Consider the following 19,545-nt stretch of genomic DNA (forward strand, 5'->3'; position numbering starts at 1 on the left):
GTCGGCGAGCATCAGCTCCAGGTCCGGCGGGCAGGAGAAGTACTCGGGCCGCGGCCCGGTCGCCGGTGGCCAGCGCGGCCTGCGCCTCGGTGAGGTCCAGCCGCAGCTCGGTGGCCAGGTGGGCGGGGCGGCCGGTGGCCAGCTCGTCCTGGGTCACCCCGAGCCGCTCGGCCAGGTAGCGCAGCGCGGCCTCGGAGGGCCGGACCCGGCCGGCCTCCAGGGTGGAGACGTAGGCGGCGGTGTAGCCCTCGCCGGCGAGTGCGCGCTGGGTCAGGCCCCGTTCGCGGCGCAGCTGTTGGAGACGCTGCCCGATCGCCGTCGGTTCGTCCTGGTCCGTCACGTCCGTCTCCCCGCCGGTGGTGGGCTGCCCGGTCCTGCCCGTCTCACCGCCCCATTGTCGGGGGCGGGACGGGTGCCCTACATTAACTCACCGCTTAAGTGTGATTAACCCTCAACTTACTCCCATCGGAGGTCCGTTCGTGCCCTCGTCCAGGATCGTCCCGTCCGCGCTGGCCACCGCCCTGCTGGCCGGCCTCGCCCTCGCCTCGCCCGCCACGGCGGCCCCGGCACCGGCCCCGACCGCCCGCCACCAGGTGGAGACCTTCGCCGAGGACGGCACCATAGGCCGCGCCGAGGTCCCCGTCACCAACACCAAGGCCGCCCCGCAGCGCCTCGCCGCCCCCGTCCAGGGCGACGGCGACGTCTCGGCCGTCGTCCACAACGGCTCCACCGCCACCAAGCTCGACGTGGTGGTGATCGGCGACGGCTACACCGCCGCCGAGCAGGCCAAGTTCCACAGCGACGCGGCCACCAAGTGGCAGGAGATCACCGCGGTCGAGCCCTACGCGAGCTACCGGTCGCTCTTCAACGTCTGGGCGGTGGACGCCGTCTCGGCCGAGTCCGGCGTCACCGGCGACCCGGACCGCGCCACCACCCGCAGGACCGCCCTCGGCTCCTACTTCTGGTGCGGCGACGTCGAGCGGCTGCTGTGCGTCGACACCGACGCGGTCGAGCGCTACGCGGCCAAGGCCCCCGCCGCCGACCTGGTCATCGTGGTCGCCAACAGCGCCAAGTACGGCGGCGCCGGCTACAACGACGTCTCCTCGGAGCTCGGCTACTCCGGCATCGCCACCGTGGCCGGCGGCAACGCCAAGTCAGGCCAGGTGGCCGTGCACGAGACCGGGCACTCGCTCGGCAAGCTCGCCGACGAGTACTGGTACGACGGCCAGGGCGGCTACACCGGCAAGGAGCCGGCCGAGAGCAACCTCAGCAAGCAGACCCTCGCCCAGATGAAGCGCACCAAGACCAAGTGGTACCGCTGGCTCGGCCAGACCTCGCCCGACGGCGGCACCGTCGGCGCCTACCAGGGCGGCGGGTACTACCCCACGGGCCTGTACCGGCCCACCGACAACTCGATCATGCGATCGCTCGGCCGCGAGTTCAACCTCCCGGGCCGGGAGGCGATGATCGCCGGCTTCCACCGCTACGCCACCACCCTGGCCAGCGACACCCCCACCGCCGCTCCGCTGGGCGCCTCGGCCGTGGTCACCGTCGAACTCCCCACCCCCGGAACGCGGTTGCGCTGGTACCTGGACGGGCGTGAGCTCATCGGGCTGCGCGACCGCACCACCGTCCGCACCGCCGACCTGCACCTCGGCAAGGGTCAGACCCGCGAGCTCACCGCCCGCGCCACCGACCCCACCCCGGCGGTGCTCGACCCCGACCTCAAGCTCCTGCTCACCGACACCCTCACCTGGCAGGTCACCCGCTGACCTCCGCCGCCCGGCCCGGTGCCGCGCGGCGCTCCCCGCCGCGCGGCACCGGCCGACGCCTGGTGCGAACGTACGGGCACCGTGCTCCCGGCACTCCGCGATCTGGTCAACTCGCCCCATTCCGGCGGGTGCTGACGTCTCGTTAGCGTCCGTCCCCATGACCACCATCGAAGAGGCGCGGACGGCGCGGCGGGCGGGCGGGGTGCCCCAGGTCCTGGGGGCCGCCGTGCTCTGGGGGACGGTCGGCCCGGCCCAGGTGCTGGCCGACCCCGCCGCCGCCCCGGCCGCGATCGGCGCCGCGCGGATGCTGCTCGGCGGCCTGGTGCTGGCCCTGTGCACCGTCCGCCCGAAGGCCCTGCGCACGCTCGCCCTCCCGGGCGTGCGCCGCTGGCTGCTGCTCAGCGTCCTGGTGACCGCCGCCTTCCAGCTCTGCTTCCTGGAAGCCGTCGACCGCACCGGCGCCGCCCTCGCCACCGCCGCCGCCTTCGGCACCACCCCGGTGGCGGCCGGCCTCTGCGCCCGCGCGCTCCGGGCCGAGCGGCTCACCCCGGCCTGGTGGCGCGGCACCGCCCTCGCCGTGGCGGGCATCGCCCTGCTGCTCGTCCCGGGCGGCGGGGCCCGGGCCGACCTCGCCGGCATCCTGCTCGCGGTGGCGGCCGGTGCGAGCTTCGCCGTCTACATCGCGGCCACCGGCCCGCTGACCCGGCACGGCGGGGACCCGTCCGCCGCCGCGCCGGTCAGCGTGCTCGGTGCGGGCCTGCTGGTGCTCCCCGCCCTGCTGGCCGCCCCCGAGGGGTTGGCCACCCCCCGCACCGCGGCCCTGATCGCCTGGCTCGCGCTCGGCACCACCGCCCTCGGCTACCTGCTCTTCACCCGGGGCGTCGGACGGGTCGGCGCCGCCACCACCGCGACGCTCAGCCTGGCCGAACCGCTGGTCGCCGCCCTGCTCGGCCTGCTGCTCGGCGAACGCCCCGGCCCCTCCGCCGCCCTCGGGCTGGCCCTGCTGCTCGGCGGCCTGGCGCTGGTCGCGCTGCCGGGCCGCGGCGGCGGAGGCCCTCAACGGTCCTGATAGCCCGCCATGGTGGCCCGCACCCGGTCCGAGAAGAACAGCGGCCCGACCGCGTCCGCGTGCGCCATCCCCTCGGAGGTGAGGCGCAGCACCGCACCGTCCACCAGCCACGCCCACCCCCGCTCGGCCAGCAGCGCGAACTCCGCCGCGAAGTCCGCCTCCGGCTCGGTGCCGAACAGCTCCCGGTAGCCGCCGACCGACAGGCCCTCCACGTCCAGCAGGCGTTGGAGCACGTGCATCCGGCGCCGCTCCCCGCCGTCCATCCGGTACGCCCACTGCGCCCGGCGGAACTCCTCGGTGGGCGTGGCGATGTACTCGTCGATGATCCGCCGCACCTCCGGCACGGCCACCGCGTAGTCGGTGGTGTAGTGCAGGTCGGTGGTGAACGACCGTGCGCCGACGCCCAGTCCGACCATCCCGGCCTGCTGGTTGTACTCGGCGATGCCCGCCTCGCCGGCCCCCTCCACCGCCGCCGTGCCGATCCGCTGGAAGACCCGCATCGAGGTCTGCCGGTACCCGGCCGCCAGCAGGTGGTCCCGGCCGAAGCGGTAGAGCCGCAGCCGCTGCTCGTCCCAGCGCCGCCCGTCCCGGTCGTGCCGGGCCATCAGGCCGGTCAACGGCCGCACGTACAGCGGGTAGAGGTAGACCTCCTCCGGCTCCCAGGCCAGCGCCGCGTCCAGCGAGACCCGGAAGGACTCCTCGGTCTGCCCGTCGATCCCGTAGATCAGGTCGATGTTGAGGATCGGGAAGGCCGCCTCCTTCAACCGGCCCAGCGCCTCCTCCACCTCGGCCCGCTTCTGCGGCCGCACCGCCGCCCGCGCCTCCTCGTCCAGGAAGCTCTGCACCCCGATGCTCAGCCTGGTCGCGCCGCGCTCCCGCAGCACCGCCAGCCGGTCCGCCGTCGCGGTCGCCGGGGACGTCTCCACCGACCACGGCACCGCGCGCAGGTCGGCGCCCATCACGTCCTCGCAGACGTCCGCCAGCCGGCTGAGCTCACCCGCCGTCAGGTACGTCGGCGTCCCGCCGCCGAACGCCGCCAGCGCGAACCGCACCGGCTCGCCCTTGGCCTCCAGCGCCTCCCTGGTCACCCGGGCCTGCCGCTCCAGGGTGGAGAGGAAGGCACCGGTCACCTCCTCCGGCGCCCCGGTGCGGGTGAAGAGGTTGCAGAAGCCGCAGCGCATCTCGCAGAACGGCACGTGCACGTAGAGCGAGAGCGCGTCCAGCCGCTCCTTCGCCCACAGCTCGCTGAGCAGCGGCCGCTCCTCCAGCAGCCGGTAGGACTTCTGGTGCGGGTAGGCGTAGACGTACTGCTGGTACGGCGAATCGGCGGCGGGCTCCGGCTCCGGCCCCGGCTCCGAGCCGAGCGGGACGAGCGGCAGGGGGATGGTGGTATCCGTCATGCCGGTAACGGTATTGACGGTCCGTCAGATCTGATCATCGGGCGATCCTTCAGAATCCGCCCGCTCCGGGTGCGCCCTCCTCGGTGCTTTCACAACCTTGTCGGCCGCCGCCGCGCCGGGATAACCCTCGTACCCATGACCCGACTCCTGATCGCCGCCGGCGGTGGCGGCGACGCCATCGCCACCGCCCTGGTGCACGCCGCCCTGCACGGCCCCGACGCCCCGGCCCTGGTCCTCACCTACGCCTGGGAGCGTCTGGTGGTCGACCCGCTCCCCGGCCCGCGCCGGGCCGCCGACTTCAGCGGCCTGGCCACCGGCGGCGGCGCCCTGCGGCTGGTCACCCCCGCCACCGCGCCGCGCCCGCCCGCCGGATCGCTGCTGCCCCGCCTGGCCGCCGAACTCCGGCCCGCACTCGGCCTGTTGGACCCGTACGGGGGCGCCGTCGGCCTGGCCCGCCAGCTCCGCGACGCCGCCGCGCACTGCGGGGCCGACCGGATCGACCTGGTCGACGTCGGCGGGGACGTGGTCGCCGACGGCACCGAACCCACCCTGCGCAGCCCCCTCGGCGACGCCCTCGCCCTCGCCGCCTGCGCCCGCAGCGGCCTGCCGACCACCGTCCACGTGGCCGGCCCCGGCCTCGACAACGAGGTGCCGCTCCCCGACCTGCTGCCCCGCCTCGGCCCGCCCGCGCTGCGGCTGACGGCCGCTCACACCACCGCCGTCGACCGGGTCTTCGACTGGCACCCCTCCGAGGCCGGCGCCCTGCTGGTCGCCGCCGCCCGCGGCGTGCGCGGCGTCTGCGGCACCCGGGACGCACCGCAGCCGCTCACCCTCACCGCCGCGAGCGCCGACGTCCACCGGCTCACCCTGGGCCGGGCCCTGGAGCTCAACCCGCTGGCCCGCGCGCTGGACGGCTGCGCCACGCTGGCCGAGGCCGAGGAGGCGAGCACCGAGGTCTGCGGCTTCTCCGAGGTCGCCCGCGAACGCGCCCGCGCCGCCCGCGGCGAGGGCGCGGTGCCGCCCGCCCTCCCCTTCGACCCGGCCGCCTTCGCCACCTGGGAGGACGGCACCGCCGCCCTCGGCGTGGAGTACGTCACCACCCGCCGGATCACCGAGGAGCTCGACCTCACCCCGGCCGCCACCCGTCACCTGCGCGCCTGGCTGTCCGCCGCCCGCCCCGACCGCTCGGCCCCACCGCTGTGGCGGCTGCGCCCGCGGCGGTCCCGCTGAGGGGGCGGTGGCGAGGAGACGCCGCTCCAGGGTTCGGGTTCGGGCGCGGGTCGTCGGAGGAGGGTGTCCCCGCCCCGTCATAGCGCGGCAACTGCTCGGCCGCCCGGCTGCTCGGCCGGGCGGCCGCGGGGCGTCAGGAGCGGCGCTTGGGCTTGGCCCGCTTGGCCGGTGCGGCCTTCTTGGCGCCGGCCCGGCCGGGCTGGCCGCCCTTGCCGCCCTTGGCGGTGGGCTTGCCGCCCTGCTGCGGCCTGGCCCCGCCCGGCTTCTTCTTCGGCTGCTGCTTGGCCTGCTGCTGCTCCTTGGACTGCGCCGCCATGCCGCGCGAGCTGTTCACCGTCCGGCCCCGGACGATGCCGATGAACTCCTCCACCAGATCGGTGGTGTGCTCCTCGGGCCAGGCCAGCGCGATCTGCGACTGCGGGGCCTCCGGCACCGGACGGAACGTCAGGTCCTTGCGGTGGTGCAGCCGCGCCAGCGACTGCGGTACCAGCAGCACGCCGATCCCGGCCGCCACCAGCTCGATCGCGTCCGCGGTGGTGGCCGGGCGCTCGAAGGCCGGGCGGCCCGGAAGCTCCTGCCAGCCGAGGGTGTCGTCCAGCGGGTGCAGCACGATCTCTTCGGCCAGCTCGCCGAGCTCCACCTCGTCGAGCGCCGTCAGCAGGTGGTCCTTGGGGACCACCACCACGGTGGTCTCGGTGTAGAGCGGGATCGCGCTCAGCACCGAGCGGTCCACCGGCTGGCGCACCAGCCCGGCGTCCGCGAGCCCGTCCCGCAGGGTCGCCGACCCCTCCGGCGCGTCCACCTGCACCAGCGTCAGCGGCACCAGCGGGAGCCGCTCGGCCCAGACCCGCACCCACTTGGTCGGGATCACGCCCGGAACGTACGCGAGCCGGAAGGAAGGGGAGGGAACCACCTGCGAGTCAGTCACCCCGCCAGGCTACCGACCCCCGCGCCCGTCACCGACCACCGCCGTGACCGGGGCGTGTGCCCGATTCCCTTACCCTTGTCCCCATGACATCGCTCAATTCCTCCCAGCAGATGAAGCCGGCCACCGCGGCCAAGAAGCTCGGTGTGTACCTTCCGGCCACCCCTGCCGAGTTCCAGGAGGGCGTCGTCACCCGCGACGAGCTGAACGCGCTCCAGACCAACCCGCCGGCCTGGCTCACCGAGCTGCGCCAGAACGGCCCGCACCCGCGCCCCGTGGTCGCCGCCAAGCTCACCGTCTCGATCGCCGGCCTCGCCCGGGGCGGCGTCACGGACGCCCTCACCACCGAGCAGATCGAGGCCATCAAGGCCGAGAACCCGCTCTGGCTCCAGCACGAGCGCGCCTCCCTGGTCGACGTCCGCAAGGAGACCAAGCGCATCAAGGAGAAGAACGAGCAGAAGGCCGCCGACAAGAAGGCCTGACGCCCTGACGCTCCACCAGCAGTACACCGGCCCGGGACACTTCGGCGTCCCGGGCCGCTCCGCGTCCCGCACTCCGCGCCCTAGGCTCCTGCCATGGACGCACACCTGAGCCAGGTCGTGGTGGACTGCCGCGACCCGCGCGGCCTCTCCCGCTTCTGGGCCGCCCTGTTCGGCACCACCCCCGTGGACCGTGCCCGGGGCTGGTCGCACGTCGACCTCCCCACCGGCGGGCGGCTGGCCTTCCAGCCCGTCCCCGAGCCGCGGACCGCCAAGAACCGGCTGCACCTCGACATCGCCGTCGGCGACCTCTCCGCCGCCGTCGAGCTGGCCGTCTCCCTGGGGGCCGCCGCCACCGGCGAGACCGTCACCGACGACCAGGGGTCCTTCCGCACGATGGCCGACCCCGAGGGCAACGAGTTCTGCTTCGTCACCTCCTGATCCGGCTACCCGTTCCAGTGCCGGGCGGCGTGGGCGAGGGCCGGGCCGTCCAGCTCCGCGACCAGCCGTTCGAAGAGGCGGACGGCGGCGGGGCCGCTCCAGTCCTCGGTCAGCACCTCGGGCGGCAGGCCGGGGTCGCGGAACGGCAGCTTCCGCCAGTGGTCGACCACCGCGAGGTAGGTGGTGAAGGCCTGCTCCCCGTCGGCGGCGGAGCCGGTCGGCAGGCCGCCGTACTCCTCGATGAAGTCGCGGTAGCGCCGGTCGATCCCGGCGAGGTCCCAGCCGCCGGCGACCATGGCGGAGAGCTGCTGGCCGCCGACCTGGTCGCCGACGAAGACGGCGCACTGCGCGGTGAGGTCCAGCTCGGCGATGGCGCGCCGGGCGGCGGGGAGCATCCGGGCCGGTGCGATCCACACCGCCGCGCCGATGTTGCCGAAGCCGAGCGAGGCCAGGTGCGCGGTCAGCTTGTGGCGCACCGCGCGCGCGGACTCCGGCACCGAGAAGTTGACGAGGCACCAGCCGTCACCCAGGTCGGCGGGCTGCCGCGCGTGCCAGATCACCTCGTCACCGGCGGCGAGCGCCTCCAGCGCGAGGGCCGTCAGCGCGTAGCCGCGCAGGCCGGAGCGGGACTCGGACTCCAGCCAGCCGCGCTTCTTGAGCCGGAAGACCGCCGTCCGGACGCCGGAGGCGTCGAGGCCCGCCTGGGTGAGGAGCTCCACGGTGCCCGCGATCGGCATCCAGTCGCCCAGCGGACGGACCACCGCGCCGAGGAAGCTCACGAGCAGGGTCCGGGAACGGCGGGCGGCCGCCGGGGGCGGGGGCGGGGCGCTCTTCGTCTCGCTCATCCGGTTCAGTATCACCGACGGCGCCGTTCATGATTTCATCGGCCCGCTCCGGCCCGCCCCGGCCTCGCTCCCGGGCGTCCACCGCTGGTGCACCCGGTCCACGGACCCCTCGCGCAGCAGCTCCAGCCGTGGCGGGATCCGGTCGGTCCGCGAGGTCGGCGGCCTGCGGCGGCCCGCGTCCCACTGGACCGGCCAGTCGGCGCCTTCGCCCCGGTACTCCTGCTCGGCCGCGGCCTGCAAGGTCCACTGCGGGTTGTAGAGGTGGGTGCGGCCCAGCGCGCACAGGTCCGCCCGGCCGGCCAGCAGGATCGAGTTGACGTCGTCGTAGGAGGAGATGGCCCCGACCGCGATCACCTTGACGCCGGCCGGCCCGGCCACCTCGTGGCGGATCCTGTCGGCGAACGGGGTCTGGTACGAGCGGCCGTAGGCGGGCCGCTCGTCCGCGGTGACCTGCCCGGAGGAGACGTCGATCGCGGCGGCGCCGTGCTCGATGAAGGCGCGGGCGATCTCCACGGCGTCGTCCGCGGTGTTCCCGTCCGGGACCCAGTCGGTCGCCGAGATGCGGACGGTCACCGGGACCTCGGGCGGCGCGGACCGGCGCACGGCGTCGAAGACCTCCAGCGGGAACCGCAGCCGGTTCGCCAGCGGGCCGCCGTACTCGTCGGTGCGCCGGTTGGCCACGGGGGAGAGGAAGGACGAGAGCAGGTAGCCGTGGGCGGCGTGCACCTCGATCAGGTCGAAGCCGGCCTCCACCCCGCGCCGGGCGGCCGCGGCGAAGTCGGCGACCACCTTGTCCAGGTCCGCGCGGGTGGCCTCCCGGGGGAGGTGGCAGCCGGGGCCGTAGGGCAGGGCGGACGGGCCGATCACCTCCCAGTTGCCCTCGTCGAGCGGCTGGTCGATGCCCTCCCACATCAGCCTGGTCGAGCCCTTGCGGCCGGAGTGGCCGAGCTGCAGGCCGATCCGGCCGGTGGTCCGCTCGTGGACGAAGCCCGTGACGCGGCGCCAGGCGTCGCGCTGCTCCCCGTTCCACAGGCCCGGGCAGCCCGGGGTGATCCGGCCCTCGGGCGAGACGCAGACCATCTCGCTCATCACCAGCCCCGCCCCGCCGAGCGCCTTGGAGCCCAGGTGCACCAGGTGGAAGTCCCCGGGGACCCCGTCCACCGAGGAGTACATGTCCATCGGGGAGAGCACCACGCGGTTCTTCAGCCGGAGCTGACCGATCGTCACCGGCTGGAACATCGCCGGCGCGGCCCCGTCCGCCCGCTCGCGGCGGGCGAACTCGCTCTCCATCAGGGCGGCGAACCCGGCGTCCCGCTCCCTGAGGTTCTCGAAGGTGATCCGCCGGGACCGGGTCAGCAGGTTGAACGCGAACTGGGCCGGGGCCTGGTCCGCGTACATCCCGATGTTCTCGAACCACTCCAGCGAGGCCTGCGCGGCCCGCTGGGTCGACTCGACCACCGGCTTGCGCTCGGCCTGGTACGCCGTCAGGGCCTGCTCCACCGTCGGCTGTTCGTGCAGGCAGGCGGCCAGGGCGAGGGCGTCCTCCATGGCGAGCTTGGTGCCCGAGCCGATCGAGAAGTGCGCGGTGTGGGCGGCGTCGCCGAGCAGCACCACGTTGCCGTCGTACCAGCGCTCGTTGCGGACCGTGGTGAAGTTCAGCCACCGCGAGTTGTTGGTCAGGATCCGGCGGCCCCCCAGTTCTTCGGCGAACAGCTCGCGGATCCGCTCGACCGCGTACTCGTCCGAGGCCCCCGGCGGGAGCTCCCGGTCCTCGGTCCGGTCGAGGCCGGCCCGGCGCCAGACCTCCTCGTGCATCTCGACGATGACGGTGGAGCCGGCCTCGGAGTACGGGTAGCCGTGGATCTGCACGGTGCCCCACTCCGTCTGCTTCACGAAGAACTGGAACGCCTCGAAGACCAGGTCGGTGCCGAGCCAGATGTACTTGTTGCGCCGTCGGTCCAGCTCCGGCCGGAAGACGTCGGCGTACTTGGTGCGGATCGCGGAGTTCACCCCGTCGGCGGCGACCACCAGGTCGTACGAGGCCCGCAGCCCGTCCACGTCGGGCACCGGGGTGCGGTAGTGGACGGTGACGCCGAGCTCGGCCGCCCGCCGCTGGAGGATCCCGAGCAGGTCCCGGCGGCTCATCGCGGCGAAGCCCTGGCCGCCGACGGTGAACCGGTGGCCGTCGAACTCGATGTCCACGTCGGTCCAGCGGGCGAACCGGTCCTCCATCGCGGTGTGCACGACCTCGTCGGCGTTGTCGATGCCGCTCAGGGTCTCGTCCGAGAAGACCACGCCGAACCCGAAGGTGTCGTCCGGCGCGTTGCGCTCCCAGACGGTGATCTCGTGCGCCGGGTCCAGCCGCTTCATCAGGGAGGCGAAGTACAGGCCCCCCGGGCCGCCGCCGGCGATGGCGATCCTCATGACCGGTCCTCCGCTGCCTGCCCGCGCACGATCCGGCGGAGCTTGAAGTGCTGGAGCTTGCCGCTGGCGTTGCGCGGCAGCGCGTCGACGAAGCGCACGTCGCGCGGGTACTTGTAGGGGGCGATCAGCCCCTTGACGTGGTCCTGGATCTCGCGGGCCTTCGCCGCGTCGCCGACCACCCCGTCGCGGAGCACCACGAACGCGCAGACCACCGAGCCCCGGGCGGCGTCCGGTGCGGCGACCACCGCCGTCTCCGTCACGTCCGGGTGGGTGACGACGGCGGCCTCGACCTCGGGGCCGGCGATGTTGTAGCCGGAGGAGACGATCATGTCGTCGCTGCGCGCCTGGTACCAGAAGTAGCCGTCCTCGTCGCGGACGAAGGTGTCGCCGGTGACGTTCCACCCGTTCACCACGTAGTCGGCCTGCCGCTCGTCGTCGAGGTAGCGGCAGCCCACCGGGCCGATCACGCCCAGGCGCCCCGGCACCCCGGGGGCGGCCTCCGCGCCGTCCGGGCCCAGCACGGTGGCGCGGTACCCGGCGACCGGCCGGCCGGTCGCCCCCGGGCGGATGTCCGCGCCCTCGGCCGAGATGAAGATGTGCAGCAGCTCGGTGGCGCCGATCCCGTCGATCACCTCCAGACCGAGCTCCTCGCGCAGCCGCTCCCACAGCGCCAGCGGGATGTGCTCGCCCGCGCTGACCGCCCGCCGCAGGCCCGAGAGCCGGTGCACCGCACCGGACTTGACGATCTGTTGGTAGGCGGTCGGCGCGGTGGCCAGCACCGTCACACCGTGCTCGGCGACCAGCCCGGCGAGCTGCACCGGAGTGGTGGTCTCGGTGAGGAAGGCGCAGGCGCCGGCCCGGAGCGTGAAGACCACCAGCATGCCCAGGCCGAAGGTGAAGGCGAACGGCGCGGTGCAGGCGACCAGGTCGTCCGGGCGCAGCCGCAGCGTGTGCCTGCCGAAGGTGTTGTCGATCGACAGGACGTCCCGGTGGAAGTGCACGGTGATCTTCGGGACACCGGTGGTGCCCGAGGTCGGCCCGAACAGCGCCACGTCCGCCGCCGCGGTGTCCACCGCGGCGAACCGTCCCGGCTTCCGCCCGGCCCGGGCACTCAGGTCCCCGTCCGCGCCGCCGCCGTGGGCCACCACCGCCAGCTCCGGCGCCCCGGCCTCCCGGAGGGCGAGCACCTCGTCGAGGAAGCGGTGGTCGACCAGCGCCACCACCGGCCGGGTCTTGGCCACGATCGGCGCCAGCTCGCCGGCCCGCAGCGCGGCCATCGTGGAGACGGCGATGCCGCCCGCCTTCAGCACGCCCAGCCAGGCGGCGACCGCCCAGGGGTTGTTGGGGGAGCGCAGCAGCACCCGGTTCCCCGGCACCAGGCCGAGGTCCTCGGTGAGCACCTGGGCGATCTGGTCGGACCGCAGCCGGAGCTCGCCGTACGTCCAGACCTCGCCGTCCGGGGTGCGCAGCGCGGGCCGGTCCGCGCCGTGCTCCGCCGTCGGACGGTCGATCAACTCGACGGCGGCGTTGAGGCGTTCGGGATACTGGAGCAGCTCGGTGGTGAACTCCAGGACCGGCCAGCGGTCGGCCGGGGGGAGGTGGTCGCGGGCGAAGGTGTCCCGGTGGGCCGAGGCCGGATCGGTCATGGCCGGCCCGTCCCCTCGGCTCTGCCGGTCCCGTCCCTGTCGGCCGCCCCGGCCGCCTCGGGCGTCGCGGCCGCCTCGGGCGTCGCGGCCGCCCCGTCCGTCGCGGTCGCCTCGGTCGTCGCGGCCGCCTCGGGCGTCGCGGTCGGCCTCGGTGCGCGGATCATCCCCTCCTGGAGCACGGTGGCCAGGTGGGTGCCGTCCGGGGTGAAGAAGCGGCCCGAGCCGAGCCCGCGCCCGGCCCCGGCCGCCTCGGCCTGCTGCGCGTAGAGCAGCCAGCCGTCCGCCGCTCCCGGCGGCAGGGCGCGGTGGAACCACATCGCGTGGTCGAGGCTGGCGGTGACCAGCCCCTCCTGCGCCCAGTGCAGGCCCAGCACCCGGAGCACCGGCTCCAGGATCGTGTAGTCGCAGACGTAGGCGATCGCCGCCGCGTCCCGCTGGGCGTCGGTCAGCCCCTCGACCGGCCGCAGCGCGTCGAACGGCCTGACCCAGACCGCCTGGTGGGGCACCCGCGCGCCCTCCACGCCCAGGTAGACCGGGCCCGGGACGTGCCGCATGTCGAAGCTGCGCCCGGTGGACCAGTACTCCTTGGAGGCGGCCGTCATCGTCCCGCCGCCGCGGTCCGCGAGGTGCTCGGCGGAGCTGGGCAGCTCGTGCGGGCCGGGCAGGTCCGGGAGTTCGGCGTGGTGGCTCGCACCGGGCTCGCCGGCGGCGAAGTTGGCCAGGCAGACGTAGAGCGGCTTGCCGTTCTGGTAGCCGCGCACCTGCCGGGTCGCGTAGCCGCGGCCGTCGCGCAGCCGCTCCACCTCGTAGCGCACCTCCTTGCCGATCTCGGCGGGGCGCATGAAGTAGGAGTGCACCGAGTGCAGCGCCTTGCCGTCCTCGACGGACCGCATGGCGGCCGCGGCGGCCTGGGCGACCAGGTCGCCGCCGTAGGCCTTGGGCCACGGGCAGGGCTGGGTGACGGCGGTGAACGCGAGGTCGAAGTGCTCGGGCTCCGCCGGGGTCAGGGTGACGGCGGCGGTGAAGGTCTCCGAGGTGGTGTCGGTCATCAGGGCCGCTCCAGCCAGTCGCGCAGGTCCGCGTCGGGGACCTCGGGGAGGTTGACCACGATGTTCTCCGGGGTGCGGGTGGTCATCCAGGTCAGCGGGTTGTCGCGGTCGAGGTTGCACTCGACGTGGGGCATGAACGGCGGGACGAAGACCCAGTCGCCCTCGGCCAGGTCGACGTAGTCCTCGAACTTCCGCCCGAAGTAGATCCGGCCCCGGCCCAGCAGCACGTAGCCGCCGGTCTCGGCCTCGCCGTGGTGGTGCGGCACCGAGCGGTAGCCGGGATCGTTGCTGACCTTGCCGAACCAGAGCCTGGTGGCCGGGGTGTGCTGGATGCTGATGCCCGAGATCCGGGTGGCACCGGCGGACTGGCCGGTGTCCCCGGGCTCGGTGCCGGCCCGGGTCACCACCGGGACCACCAGGCCGCTCTCCGTGGCGTACATCGAGTTGTCGCCCTCGAGGACGTAGTCCCCGGGTGTGGGGTCCATCGAAGCTCCTTGCTCCTGGGTCTCAGGGGTCTCGGGACGTGACGGAGGATCAGTCGGTGAAGCGCACGGTGTTGCGCAGCGTGCCGATGCCGGGGACCTCGGTCTCCAGCACGTCGCCGTCGGCGAGGAAGCGGCGCGGTTCGCGGGCCGCCCCGATGCCGCCCGGCGTGCCGGTCAGCACCAGGTCACCGGGGCGCAGCACGGTGAAGGCGGAGATGTACGCGAGCAGGTCGGCCGGGTCGAAGACCAGCGTCCGGGTGGAGTCGCGCTGGACCTGCTCGCCGTTGATCCGGCAGATCACCTCCACGCCCGCCGCCGGGTCGAGCTCGTCGGGCGTCACCACCACCGGGCCGACGGGGGTTGAGGCGTCCCAGGCCTTGCCCTGGAACCACTGCAGCGTCCGGTACTGCCAGTCGCGCACCGAGACGTCGTTCGCCACGGTGTAGCCGGCGATCCCGGCCAGCGCCGCAGCCCGGTCGGCCCGGCGCAGGGTCGCGCCCACCACCACGGCGAGCTCCGCCTCCCAGTCGACCTCCAGGCCCTTCGGCAGCACCAGCTCGTCCGCCGGGCCGGTGAGGGTGTCGGCGTGCTTGGCGAACAGCGTCGGGTGGGACGGGAGTTCGCGCCCGGTCTCCCGGATGTGGTCGGCGTAGTTGAGGCCGCAGCAGATCACCTTCCGGGGCGCGGGGAGCGGCAGCACCGGGACGGCGCCGTCGATCACCGCCCCTGCCCGCAGCGCACCTGCCCGCAGCGCATCGGCCCGGACCGGCCCGCCCGCCGCGAGGAACGCCGACAGGTCGGTGGCGGGCAGCGCCCGCCAGGCGCCGCCGTCGAGCACCGCGGCGCTGGTGCCGGCCCCGTGGGCCACTGTCGCGAGGTGCATGAGCCGTGCTCCTCCTTCGTACCGCCGAGCGATCCGGTATTTCATTATTTCTGCGACCGTCACGAGACTGTCAATAGATGCTACGGTGACGGCGCCCAAGTTCCCGTCACGCAGGAGCTCGCCATGGCAACCGATCTGACGCCCCGTCCGGTGAACCCCCCGTCCCTGCCGGAGCCCAGCGGCTACTCGCACGGGACGCTCAGCGGCAACACGCTCCACCTGGGCGGCCAGACCGCCCTCGCCCGGGACATGAAGATCGTCCCGGGCGGCATCGTCGAGCAGTTCCGGCAGGCCTTCGGCAACGTCCTGGTCACCCTGGCCGCGGCGGGCGGCATCCCGCAGGACCTGGTGAGCGTGACCCTGTACCTCACCGACATCCCCGACTACCAGGCGCACGGCCGGGAGATCGGCGCGGTCTGGCGCGAACTGGCCGGGCCGGTCTACCCCGCGATGGCCGGCATCGGCACCACGGCGCTGTGGCAGCCGGAGGCCCTGATCGAGATCCTCGGCGTCGCGGTCATCCCGGACGAGCGGCTGATCCGCCCCGCCGCCTCCTGAGACGGCTCCGGCCTGACGCACCATCGGATCGAGTCGTGGGAGGCAGCCGTGCCGTCATCCGCCCCGCCGTTCGTGGACCTGCTGCTCCGCGCGGGCCGCGTCCACACCCTCGTGCCCGGGCAGGAGCCGCAGCGGGCGCTCGCCGTGCGCGGCGACCGGGTGTTCGCGGTGGCCGCGACCCCGGACGGGCTCGACCACCTGGCCGGCCCGGACACCACGGTGCTCGACCTCCCCGGCTCCACCGTGCTCCCGGCCTTCGACGACACCCACACCCACCTGATCGCCGCCGCCGACAGCGCCCGCGACGTGGCGGTGGACGGCGCCCGCTCCGTCCCGGAGTTCCTCGACCTGATCCGCGCCCGGGCCGGGCGGACGCCGCCGGGCGAGTGGATCCGCACCGCCGGGCACTGGCAGGAGCTCAACCTCGCCGAGCGCCGCTTCCCGACCGCCGCCGAGCTCGACCGGGCGACCGACCGGCACCCGGTGCTCGTCCTGCGCGGAGTGCACAACCAGGTGCTCAACGGCGAGGCGCTGCGCCGGTGCGGCATCGACGCCGCCACCCCCGATCCGGTGGGCGGCGCCATCGCGCGCGACGCGGCCGGCCGGCCCACCGGCCACCTGCGCGGCGGCATGGCGCTGATCCGGCCGCACCTCCCGGTGCCCGAGCCGGCGGCCAAGCTCGACGGCCTGCGCCTGGCCACCCACGCCTACGCCGCCACCGGCATCGGCACCGTCCGCGACACCAACTCCACCCCGGCCGACCTGGCCGCGCTCCGGCAGCTCCGTGACCTCGGCCAACTCGGCTGCCGGGTACGGGTGCTGCTCGGCACCCTCGGCTTCACCTCGGTGCGGCAGGTGGAGGAGCTGCTCGACGGCATGGAGGAGTGGCGGTACGCCGCCGACCCCTGGCTGCGGGTGTGGGGCGTGAAGTTCTGGATGGACGGCGGGATCGAGGCCGCCGCACTGGACGCCCCGTACTGCCCGGCGCACTGCCCGACCCCCGGGTACACCGGCCAGCTGGCCTGGGACCAGCGGGAGCTGGAGTCGGCCGTGGAGCAGGTGGTGCGCCGCGGCTGGCGGGTCGGCATCCACGCCTACGGCGACCGCGGCGTCCGTACGCTGCTCGACCTCTACGAGCGGGTGCAGCGCCGCCTACCGGGGCTCCCGTACGGTGCGCTGGTGATGGAGCACGGCGGGCTCGCGGACCGTCAACAGCGGGAGCGCGCCGTGCGGTTGGGCATCCCGGTGACCATCCAGCAGCCGCTGCTGCACGACGTCGCCGCCATCCAGTCCGAGTACTGGGGCAAGGAACGGGTGGCCGCCCTCTTCCCCGCCCGCGGCTGGCTGGACGCGGGCGCCGACGTCTCGGCCGGATCGGACTACCCCGTCGGCTCCTACGGTGCGGCCCACTCCCTGCACGGCCTGACCACCCGGACGACGGTGGACGGGGTGCTCGGCCCCGAGCAGGCCGTCACCCGCACCGAGGCCATCGCCCTGCACACCTCCGCCGCGGCCCGCCTCACCGGCGAGACCCACCTGCGCGGCCGCCTCACCCCCGGCCGCCTCGCCGACCTCACCGCCTGGCCCGCCGACCTCACGGTCGGCTCCGAGGCCGGACTCCTCCCCACCCACACCCTGCTGGGCGGCCGCCTGGTGCACGGGGGCGCCGAGTCCTAACCGGCCTGGTACGTGCCCGTCTCCCGGTCGCGGTGGATCGAACCCGCCTTGCGCAGCTGCTCCAAGTCCCGCCGCACGGTGCGCGGGTCGGGCTCGACCACGTAGCTCGACCGCGCGCGCACCCAGTCCCAGGAGCCGCCGTCCGCCCGCATCGCCCGGAGCAGCTGTTCGCGCCGCTCCAGGGCCGAGGTGGGCGCGGCGGGAGTGTTCTCGTTCATGGGGCTCATTCTCACCCGGGGCCGCCGTACCACCCAATCCCGCCCGGTCCGGCTCGCGGTCCCGCCCCTGTGCGGAGGCCCGGCGGAAACGCAGAAGGCCCCACGTGATGTGGGGCCTTCGTTGGTGTCCGAGGGGGGACTTGAACCCCCACGCCCGATAAAGGGCACTAGCACCTCAAGCTAGCGCGTCTGCCATTCCGCCACCCGGACTAGGTGTCTGTCTTTGCGGGCTGTTCCCCGCGGCGACATGTGTAACTGTAGCAAAGATCAGCTTCAGGACCCAAAACCGTGCCTGACGGGGCTCGCGGGGCTTCGATCCGGGGGAATGCCCTTGGGGCGGAGCGGTGCCTGGGGGAGGATGGCCGGATGGTGCGGCGTGCCGGCCGGCCGGGTGGGCGAGACGACGAGGAGAGACCGTGAGCGAGGCGCGGACGGGGTCGAAGGTGACCGGGGAGTCGGAGGTCGCGGACATCTGCCGGGACCTGATCCGGATCGACACCAGCAACTACGGGGACGGGTCGGGGCCGGGCGAGCGCAAGGCGGCGGAGTACGTCGCGGAGCAGCTCGCCGAGTTCGGCCTGGAGCCGAAGATCTACGAGTCGGCCAAGGGCCGGGCGTCCACCGTGGTGCGGATCGAGGGCGAGGACCCGTCCCGCCCCGGGCTGCTGATCCACGGTCACACCGACGTGGTGCCGGCCAACGCGGCCGACTGGACCCACCACCCCTTCTCCGGGGAGATCGCGGACGGCTGCGTCTGGGGCCGCGGCGCGGTGGACATGAAGGACATGGACGCGATGACCCTGGCGGTCGTCCGCGACCGGCTGCGGACCGGGCGCAAGCCCCCGCGCGACATCGTGCTGGCCTTCCTGGCGGACGAGGAGGCGGGCGGCACCTACGGCGCGCGGTTCCTGGTGGACAAGCACCCGGAGCTGTTCGAGGGCGTGACCGAGGGGATCGGCGAGGTCGGCGGCTTCTCCTTCACCGTCAACGACCAGGTGCGGCTGTACCTGGTGGAGACGGCGGAGAAGGGCATGCACTGGATGCGGCTCACCGTCGAGGGCCGGGCCGGGCACGGCTCGATGGAGAACGACGACAACGCGATCACCGAGCTGTGCGAGGCGGTGGCCCGGCTGGGCCGGCACAAGTTCCCGCTGCGGATCACCAAGACCGTCCGGGCCTTCCTGGACGAGCTCTCCGACGCGCTGGGCGTGAAGCTCGACCCGGAGAACATGGACGAGACGCTCCGGGTGCTCGGCGGCATCGCCAAGATGATCGGCACCACGCTGCGCAACACCGCCCAGCCGACCATGCTGAACGCCGGCTACAAGGTGAACGTCATCCCCGGCCAGGCCACCGCGCACGTGGACGGCCGCTTCCTGCCCGGCTACGAGGAGGAGTTCCTGGCCGAGCTGGACAGCGTGCTCGGCCCCCGGGTGAAGCGCGAGAGCCTGCACTACGACAAGGCGCTGGAGACCAGCTTCGACGGCGCCCTGGTCGAGGCGATGCAGACCGCGCTGCAGGCCGAGGACCCGATCGCCCGGGCGGTGCCGTACTGCCTCTCCGGCGGGACGGACGCCAAGTCCTTCCAGGACCTGGGGATCCGCTGCTTCGGCTTCGCGCCGCTCCAGCTGCCGCCGGACATGGACTTCGCGGGGATGTTCCACGGCGTGGACGAGCGGGTGCCGGTGGACGGCCTGAAGTTCGGCGTCCGGGTGCTGGACCGCTTCATCGACGCCTGCTGAGCGTCCGGCACCTCTGAGGGCCCGCCTCCGGATCACTCCGGAGGCGGGCCCTCCGTTTGTCGGAGGGGATGACGATGTCCGGGGGTGAAGAAAGGATTCTTCGAGGAGTCAACTGGGCGTCCTTCTGTGCGAGTTGTCACCGCTGCGGGTGAATGCATGATCCCTCCCGTACCCCGTTCGGCCCATGCGCCGTTCACCCATTTGCAGGCCGGGAGACGGACTGCGGAGTACAGGAATCGACCAGGAGGAAAGACCCATGAAGGTCAAGAAGATCGTCGCCGTTGCCGCCGCCACCGGTGGTCTGGTGCTCGCCGGTGCGGGTGCCGCCGTCGCTCACGGCGGCGCGGCCGCGAACGGTTTCGCGACCAACTCCCCGGGTGTGCTGTCGGGCAACAGCGTCCAGGTTCCGGTGCACGTGCCGGTCAACCTGTGCGGCAACACCGTCAGCGTCATCGGCGTGCTGAACCCGGCGTTCGGCAACAACTGCGCCAACTTCTGATCGGATCCCGGCCGCCAGGCCGGGCACCCGGTTGAGAAGGGGTTCACCCCGGACGGGCCCTCCGCGACTTCGCGGGGGGCCCGTCCGCGTGTGCGAGGGCCGCTCACTCGATGGGGTGAAGAGGCCCGTTCGGGTCAACCGCGGGACCGCCGGGCTCGTTGTTCGGTGTACCGGCGAAGACCGCATCGGGAATTCCGACAATC

At 73.9% G+C, this 19,545-nt stretch carries 19 protein-coding genes and 1 tRNA gene; 9 read left to right on the plus strand and 11 right to left on the minus strand.

From position 1 onward, the window contains the following. Positions 1–340, minus strand: a 340-nt coding sequence (locus ACWEPF_RS11885) for a helix-turn-helix domain-containing protein (RefSeq protein WP_452172472.1), incomplete at its 3' end; no start/stop codon positions are given. 139 nt (positions 341–479) lie between these two features. On the opposite strand from ACWEPF_RS11885, the gene ACWEPF_RS11890 reads away from it, so the two are divergent. Together ACWEPF_RS11890 and ACWEPF_RS11895 are read left to right on the plus strand one after the other, a co-directional pair. After that, the gene (locus tag ACWEPF_RS11890) at positions 480–1,772 is read left to right on the plus strand and encodes a M64 family metallopeptidase (RefSeq protein ID WP_452172473.1); all 1,293 of its coding nucleotides are present in this window, start codon (positions 480–482) and stop codon (positions 1,770–1,772) included. A gap of 157 nt (positions 1,773–1,929) precedes the next feature. After that, positions 1,930–2,841 (plus strand): DMT family transporter, encoded by a 912-nt coding sequence (locus ACWEPF_RS11895; RefSeq protein ID WP_452172474.1) that lies wholly within the window; start codon positions 1,930–1,932, stop codon positions 2,839–2,841. Here ACWEPF_RS11895 and ACWEPF_RS11900 read toward each other — a convergent pair. Beyond that, positions 2,829–4,241 (minus strand): STM4012 family radical SAM protein, encoded by a 1,413-nt coding sequence (locus ACWEPF_RS11900; RefSeq protein WP_452172475.1) that lies wholly within the window; start codon positions 4,239–4,241, stop codon positions 2,829–2,831. The genes ACWEPF_RS11895 and ACWEPF_RS11900 overlap by 13 nt on opposite strands. Positions 4,242–4,376: 135 nt before the next feature. Between ACWEPF_RS11900 and ACWEPF_RS11905 the strand changes: the two genes are divergently transcribed. Beyond that, positions 4,377–5,471: a DUF1152 domain-containing protein gene (locus ACWEPF_RS11905; RefSeq protein WP_452172476.1), complete on the plus strand. Its 1,095-nt coding sequence runs from the start codon at positions 4,377–4,379 to the stop codon at positions 5,469–5,471. A 133-nt stretch (positions 5,472–5,604) separates the two neighbouring features. Here ACWEPF_RS11905 and ACWEPF_RS11910 read toward each other — a convergent pair whose 3' ends face one another. After that, on the minus strand, positions 5,605–6,399 hold the full coding sequence (locus tag ACWEPF_RS11910) for a LysR family substrate-binding domain-containing protein (RefSeq protein ID WP_452172477.1): 795 nt from the start codon (positions 6,397–6,399) through the stop codon (positions 5,605–5,607). Between the two features lie 83 nt (positions 6,400–6,482). Here ACWEPF_RS11910 and ACWEPF_RS11915 point away from each other — a divergent pair, with 83 nt between their 5' ends. Both ACWEPF_RS11915 and ACWEPF_RS11920 read left to right on the plus strand, forming a co-directional pair. Then, on the plus strand, positions 6,483–6,878 hold the full coding sequence (locus tag ACWEPF_RS11915) for a DUF5997 family protein (RefSeq protein WP_345288678.1): 396 nt from the start codon (positions 6,483–6,485) through the stop codon (positions 6,876–6,878). A gap of 93 nt (positions 6,879–6,971) precedes the next feature. Then, a complete protein-coding gene (locus tag ACWEPF_RS11920; RefSeq protein ID WP_452172478.1) occupies positions 6,972–7,316 on the plus strand; it encodes a VOC family protein in 345 nt (114 codons plus the stop codon). Between the two features lie 5 nt (positions 7,317–7,321). Here the strand turns inward: ACWEPF_RS11920 and ACWEPF_RS11925 are convergent, their stop codons facing one another. The 6 genes from ACWEPF_RS11925 to ACWEPF_RS11950 are packed head-to-tail and all read right to left on the minus strand — an operon-like array spanning position 7,322 to position 14,648. Then, complete coding sequence (locus ACWEPF_RS11925; RefSeq protein WP_452172479.1) at positions 7,322–8,161, minus strand: PaaX family transcriptional regulator; 840 nt, start codon at positions 8,159–8,161, stop codon at positions 7,322–7,324. 27 nt (positions 8,162–8,188) lie between these two features. Continuing rightward, complete coding sequence (locus ACWEPF_RS11930; RefSeq protein WP_452172480.1) at positions 8,189–10,585, minus strand: bifunctional salicylyl-CoA 5-hydroxylase/oxidoreductase; 2,397 nt, start codon at positions 10,583–10,585, stop codon at positions 8,189–8,191. Then, the gene (locus tag ACWEPF_RS11935; protein WP_452172481.1) at positions 10,582–12,231 is read right to left on the minus strand and encodes an AMP-binding protein; all 1,650 of its coding nucleotides are present in this window, start codon (positions 12,229–12,231) and stop codon (positions 10,582–10,584) included. Before ACWEPF_RS11935 ends, ACWEPF_RS11930 begins: the two co-directional genes overlap by 4 nt. Then, positions 12,228–13,280, minus strand: a complete 1,053-nt coding sequence (locus tag ACWEPF_RS11940; protein ID WP_452172482.1) for an acyl-CoA thioesterase — start codon at positions 13,278–13,280, stop codon at positions 12,228–12,230. The genes ACWEPF_RS11935 and ACWEPF_RS11940 overlap by 4 nt, the downstream gene beginning before the upstream one ends. Further along, entirely contained in the window at positions 13,280–13,765 is a 486-nt protein-coding gene (locus ACWEPF_RS11945; protein ID WP_345288671.1) for a cupin domain-containing protein, read from the minus strand. The genes ACWEPF_RS11940 and ACWEPF_RS11945 overlap by 1 nt, the downstream gene beginning before the upstream one ends. Positions 13,766–13,814: 49 nt before the next feature. Further along, positions 13,815–14,648, minus strand: a complete 834-nt coding sequence (locus ACWEPF_RS11950) for a fumarylacetoacetate hydrolase family protein (protein WP_452172483.1) — start codon at positions 14,646–14,648, stop codon at positions 13,815–13,817. A 123-nt stretch (positions 14,649–14,771) separates the two neighbouring features. Here ACWEPF_RS11950 and ACWEPF_RS11955 point away from each other — a divergent pair, with 123 nt between their 5' ends. Both ACWEPF_RS11955 and ACWEPF_RS11960 read left to right on the plus strand, forming a co-directional pair. Next, positions 14,772–15,206 (plus strand): RidA family protein, encoded by a 435-nt coding sequence (locus ACWEPF_RS11955; RefSeq protein ID WP_452172484.1) that lies wholly within the window; start codon positions 14,772–14,774, stop codon positions 15,204–15,206. 48 nt (positions 15,207–15,254) lie between these two features. Then, positions 15,255–16,883: an amidohydrolase gene (locus ACWEPF_RS11960; RefSeq protein WP_452172485.1), complete on the plus strand. Its 1,629-nt coding sequence runs from the start codon at positions 15,255–15,257 to the stop codon at positions 16,881–16,883. On the opposite strand, the gene ACWEPF_RS11965 is transcribed toward ACWEPF_RS11960, so the two are convergent. Both ACWEPF_RS11965 and ACWEPF_RS11970 read right to left on the minus strand, forming a co-directional pair. After that, entirely contained in the window at positions 16,880–17,101 is a 222-nt protein-coding gene (locus ACWEPF_RS11965) for a hypothetical protein (RefSeq protein ID WP_380150376.1), read from the minus strand. The genes ACWEPF_RS11960 and ACWEPF_RS11965 overlap by 4 nt on opposite strands. 122 nt (positions 17,102–17,223) lie before the next feature. Beyond that, a tRNA-Leu gene (locus ACWEPF_RS11970) sits at positions 17,224–17,311 on the minus strand. 206 nt (positions 17,312–17,517) lie between these two features. On the opposite strand from ACWEPF_RS11970, the gene ACWEPF_RS11975 reads away from it, so the two are divergent. Next, positions 17,518–18,843, plus strand: a complete 1,326-nt coding sequence (locus ACWEPF_RS11975) for a M20/M25/M40 family metallo-hydrolase (protein WP_380150375.1) — start codon at positions 17,518–17,520, stop codon at positions 18,841–18,843. Positions 18,844–19,099: 256 nt separating this feature from the next. After that, complete coding sequence (locus tag ACWEPF_RS11980) at positions 19,100–19,342, plus strand: chaplin (protein WP_380150374.1); 243 nt, start codon at positions 19,100–19,102, stop codon at positions 19,340–19,342. Positions 19,343–19,545 lie beyond the last annotated feature (203 nt).

The organism is Kitasatospora sp. NPDC004289 (genome assembly GCF_053602875.1).

Coding starts and splice junctions, on each gene's coding strand:
- ACWEPF_RS11945 (WP_345288671.1), bottom strand. CDS start 13,765: ATGGACCCCACACCCGGGGACTACGTCCTCGAGGGCGACAACTCGATG.
- ACWEPF_RS11915 (WP_345288678.1), top strand. CDS start 6,483: ATGACATCGCTCAATTCCTCCCAGCAGATGAAGCCGGCCACCGCGGCC.
- ACWEPF_RS11935 (WP_452172481.1), bottom strand. CDS start 12,231: ATGACCGATCCGGCCTCGGCCCACCGGGACACCTTCGCCCGCGACCAC.
- ACWEPF_RS11920 (WP_452172478.1), top strand. CDS start 6,972: ATGGACGCACACCTGAGCCAGGTCGTGGTGGACTGCCGCGACCCGCGC.
- ACWEPF_RS11930 (WP_452172480.1), bottom strand. CDS start 10,585: ATGAGGATCGCCATCGCCGGCGGCGGCCCGGGGGGCCTGTACTTCGCC.
- ACWEPF_RS11940 (WP_452172482.1), bottom strand. CDS start 13,280: ATGACCGACACCACCTCGGAGACCTTCACCGCCGCCGTCACCCTGACC.
- ACWEPF_RS11965 (WP_380150376.1), bottom strand. CDS start 17,101: ATGAACGAGAACACTCCCGCCGCGCCCACCTCGGCCCTGGAGCGGCGC.
- ACWEPF_RS11980 (WP_380150374.1), top strand. CDS start 19,100: ATGAAGGTCAAGAAGATCGTCGCCGTTGCCGCCGCCACCGGTGGTCTG.
- ACWEPF_RS11900 (WP_452172475.1), bottom strand. CDS start 4,241: ATGACGGATACCACCATCCCCCTGCCGCTCGTCCCGCTCGGCTCGGAG.
- ACWEPF_RS11895 (WP_452172474.1), top strand. CDS start 1,930: ATGACCACCATCGAAGAGGCGCGGACGGCGCGGCGGGCGGGCGGGGTG.
- ACWEPF_RS11955 (WP_452172484.1), top strand. CDS start 14,772: ATGGCAACCGATCTGACGCCCCGTCCGGTGAACCCCCCGTCCCTGCCG.
- ACWEPF_RS11950 (WP_452172483.1), bottom strand. CDS start 14,648: ATGCACCTCGCGACAGTGGCCCACGGGGCCGGCACCAGCGCCGCGGTG.
- ACWEPF_RS11905 (WP_452172476.1), top strand. CDS start 4,377: ATGACCCGACTCCTGATCGCCGCCGGCGGTGGCGGCGACGCCATCGCC.
- ACWEPF_RS11925 (WP_452172479.1), bottom strand. CDS start 8,161: ATGAGCGAGACGAAGAGCGCCCCGCCCCCGCCCCCGGCGGCCGCCCGC.